This is a genomic window from Acetobacter sicerae, from assembly GCF_011516765.1.
Lineage (GTDB): Bacteria > Pseudomonadota > Alphaproteobacteria > Acetobacterales > Acetobacteraceae > Acetobacter > Acetobacter sicerae.
Genome location: NZ_JAAABN010000053.1, coordinates 1 through 2852 on the forward strand (window position 1 = coordinate 1; position 2852 = coordinate 2852).

1 protein-coding gene and 3 pseudogenes are annotated in these 2852 nt (G+C 59.7%); 3 read left to right on the top strand and 1 reads right to left on the bottom strand.

Annotation, left to right across the window (positions count from 1 at the left end):
- Nucleotides 1-115: 115 nt before the first annotated feature.
- The 3 genes and pseudogenes from GVI59_RS18385 to GVI59_RS18395 all read left to right on the top strand — a co-directional run.
- Nucleotides 116-987 (top strand): annotated as a pseudogene (locus tag GVI59_RS18385) (IS3 family transposase); the annotation flags it as partial.
- Nucleotides 988-1243: 256 nt separating this feature from the next.
- Nucleotides 1244-2323: an IS110 family RNA-guided transposase gene (locus tag GVI59_RS18390; RefSeq protein ID WP_173575491.1), complete on the top strand. Its 1080-nt coding sequence runs from the start codon at nt 1244-1246 to the stop codon at nt 2321-2323.
- Between the two features lie 16 nt (nt 2324-2339).
- Nucleotides 2340-2681, top strand: a pseudogene (locus GVI59_RS18395) (transposase); the annotation flags it as partial.
- 62 nt (nt 2682-2743) lie between these two features.
- Here GVI59_RS18395 and GVI59_RS18400 read toward each other — a convergent pair.
- Nucleotides 2744-2852: pseudogene (locus GVI59_RS18400) on the bottom strand (IS481 family transposase); the annotation flags it as partial.

Sequence of the window (2852 nt, forward strand, 5' to 3'; positions counted from 1 at the left end):
CGACATTGTCATTCTCCTCTCGTGACAAAGTGAGCTTACGCTCCTCCTGACCTCGGAAGGCGAGGCAAATGACGGTCATTGGGTCTATAATCCGACCTGAGAGAGGACGGGTTTTATGGGCAAGGTTACGCGCAAGAGGTATGCAGCGGAGTTCAAATCACGGGTTGCGCTGGAGGCGATCCGCGGGGAGCTGACGCTGGCGGAACTGGCTTCGAAACATGGTGTGCATCAGACGATGATTGCCCAGTGGAAGCGCCAGGCAGTCGAGGGCATGGCGGCAACCTTTTCGGGGAAGGCGGTGTCTGAGCCCCCGGTCAGCCCTGCTGATGTGGAGAAACTACACGCGAAGATAGGCGAGCTTCTCGTGGAACGGGATTTTTTACGCGATGCCTCTGCTCGGTTGGGCGTGATCAGAGGCGGCAGATGATTGACCCGAAGCGAGCACGTCTGCCGATCATCCGGCAATGCACGCTGCTACAACTCAACCGGTCGGGCGTGTACTATCGGCCTGTGCCACAGAACGAGGCCAATCTGGCGTTGATGCGGCTGATCGACGCCCAGTTCCTGGAAACGCCGTATTATGGCTCGCGGCAAATGACATGGCATCTGCGCCGCCTGGGACATGAAGTCGGTCGCAAGCGGGTCCGGCGGCTCATGGCGATTATGGGGCTGCGGGCGATCTACCAGAAGCCACGCACGAGTGTGCCCCATCCAGAGCATCGGAAATATCCGTATCTGCTGCGGGATCTGGTCATCGACCGGCCCAACCAGGTCTGGTGTTCCGACATCACGTATATCCCCATGAAACGGGGATTTCTCTATCTCGTGGCGATCATGGACTGGTTCACGCGCAAGGTCCTGTCCTGGCGTCTGTCGAACACGATGGACGCGGAGTTCTGTATCGAGGCGCTCCGGGATGCGCTGATGCGCTACGGCACCCCGGAAATTTTCAATACTGACAGTCAGAAGATGGTTGCCAGCTCCCGGACGGTTTGTCTCAAACACTGATCGACCACGGTAGACTGGCGCCGCAAGGTGCCCGGTGCGGTCTGACCCGCACTCTGATCGACCGTTGTGTCTTTCCCTGGATCTGTCGACCGCCCGGGAGCACCTCGCGGAGAGGCTTTGCCTCGGCCATTGCCTGTGACCCGAGAAGGGCCTGACCTGACTGGTCTCGTGACTGTCCTGTCCATGCAGCGGGCCGCGGCTGAGCCATTGATAGCGATCAACCGGGGGCACGGTCATGGATGGAAACGAAAAAACGACGCGCGTGGTCGTTGGTGGCGTCGATACCCACAAGGATCTGCATGTTGCGGCCATTGTCGATGAGCAGGATCATGTGCTGGGCACACAGAGTTTTCCCGCGACACGACAGGGTTATCGACAGATGCTGGCATGGATGCGCGCGGCGGGCGATCTTCTGCGTGTCGGGGTTGAATCGACCGGCAGCTACGGCGCCGGGCTGCTGCGCTTTCTGCAAGCCGCGGGGGTCGAGGTACTGGAAGTTACGGCGCCTGATCGGCATGATCGCCGCCGGCGTGGTAAAAGTGACGACCTGGATGCCCAGAGCGCCGCTCACGCCGCCTTTGCAGGCCAGCGGACTGTTACCCCGCGTCGCAGAGACGGCATGGTGGAATCTCTCCGAGTCTTGCGAGCATGTCGGAAAACCGCTGTAAACGCACGAAAAATCGCGTTGCAGATGATCCAAAATACGATCGTCGCGGCGCCGGATGCGCTGCGGGAGCAGCTACGTTCCATGACCCGGATGCAGTTGATCCGCACGCTTGCGGCGTCCCGGCCTGACCTCACCGCTTACCGCAATCTCGAAGCCGCTTATCGGATCAGCCTCAATTCCCTCGCACGCCGCTACCTTGAACTGCACGACGAGATCGCCGAGTTGGACCTGATGATCAAGGCGATTGTCGAAGAACTGGCGCCGGAACTTGTCGCCCGCAATTCCATTGGTCACAACGGAGCCGCCCAGCTTCTCCTGACGGCTGGCGACAATCCCGACAGGTTGAAATCCGAAGCAAGCTTCGCTGCCCTTTGCGGTGTCACCCCTGTACCCGCCTCGTCGGGGAAAACGATCCGCCATCGACTGAACCGAGGCGGTGACCGGGCAGCCAACAGCGCCCTGCATCTCATCGCCATCGGCCGCCTGCGAACGGACGAAAAGACACGTGCTTATGTCGCCAGGCGTGTCGCGGAAGGTCACTCCAAACTCGAAGTCATCCGCATCCTGAAACGCTACATCGCCCGCGAGGTCTATGGCGTCATCATACGCCGCCATCGCGAGGTCAATGCATCGTGTTTCGCCGCTTGACAAACAGAAGGGCATCCAGGGCTCACAATTCACGACGCCCCGTTTTACCGGGCTCCTGGAAGAGCGTCAGATCCGTATCAGCATGGATGGACGTGGGCGCTGGCTGGATAACGTGTTCATCGAGCGTCTGTGGCGGTCGATGAAATACGAATGCGTCTACCTGCACGCCTTTGAGACCGGATCAGAACTTCGAGTGGGGCTCACGAAATGGATCACCCATTATAACGGGCAGCGTCCGCACGCAGCACTGGCTGGACGCACGCCCGATGAGGCGTATCATGACGCGCCGACGCCCTCTGGTCCGGGGTTAACCCCGGACCAGAGGGCCAACAGCAGCGCCGTCAGAATGGCGGCATGACAACAACTGGGTATAGCTTATTCAAACCCAAAAACTGTCCGAACAGACGGGGCCACCTCTGCATTCTCCGCGTCATAGACGGCCAGATGCACCGAACGGGAGCATCGATCGATGGCGACATAGAGAAAACGTTTCCGCCGTTCTCCATCCGCTGTCTGCAATTTTGGCAGA

Bases quoted from the DNA above. Each gene is read 5' to 3' on its own strand.
- GVI59_RS18390 (WP_173575491.1), top strand. From the start codon at position 1,244: ATGGATGGAAACGAAAAAACGACGCGCGTGGTCGTTGGTGGCGTCGAT.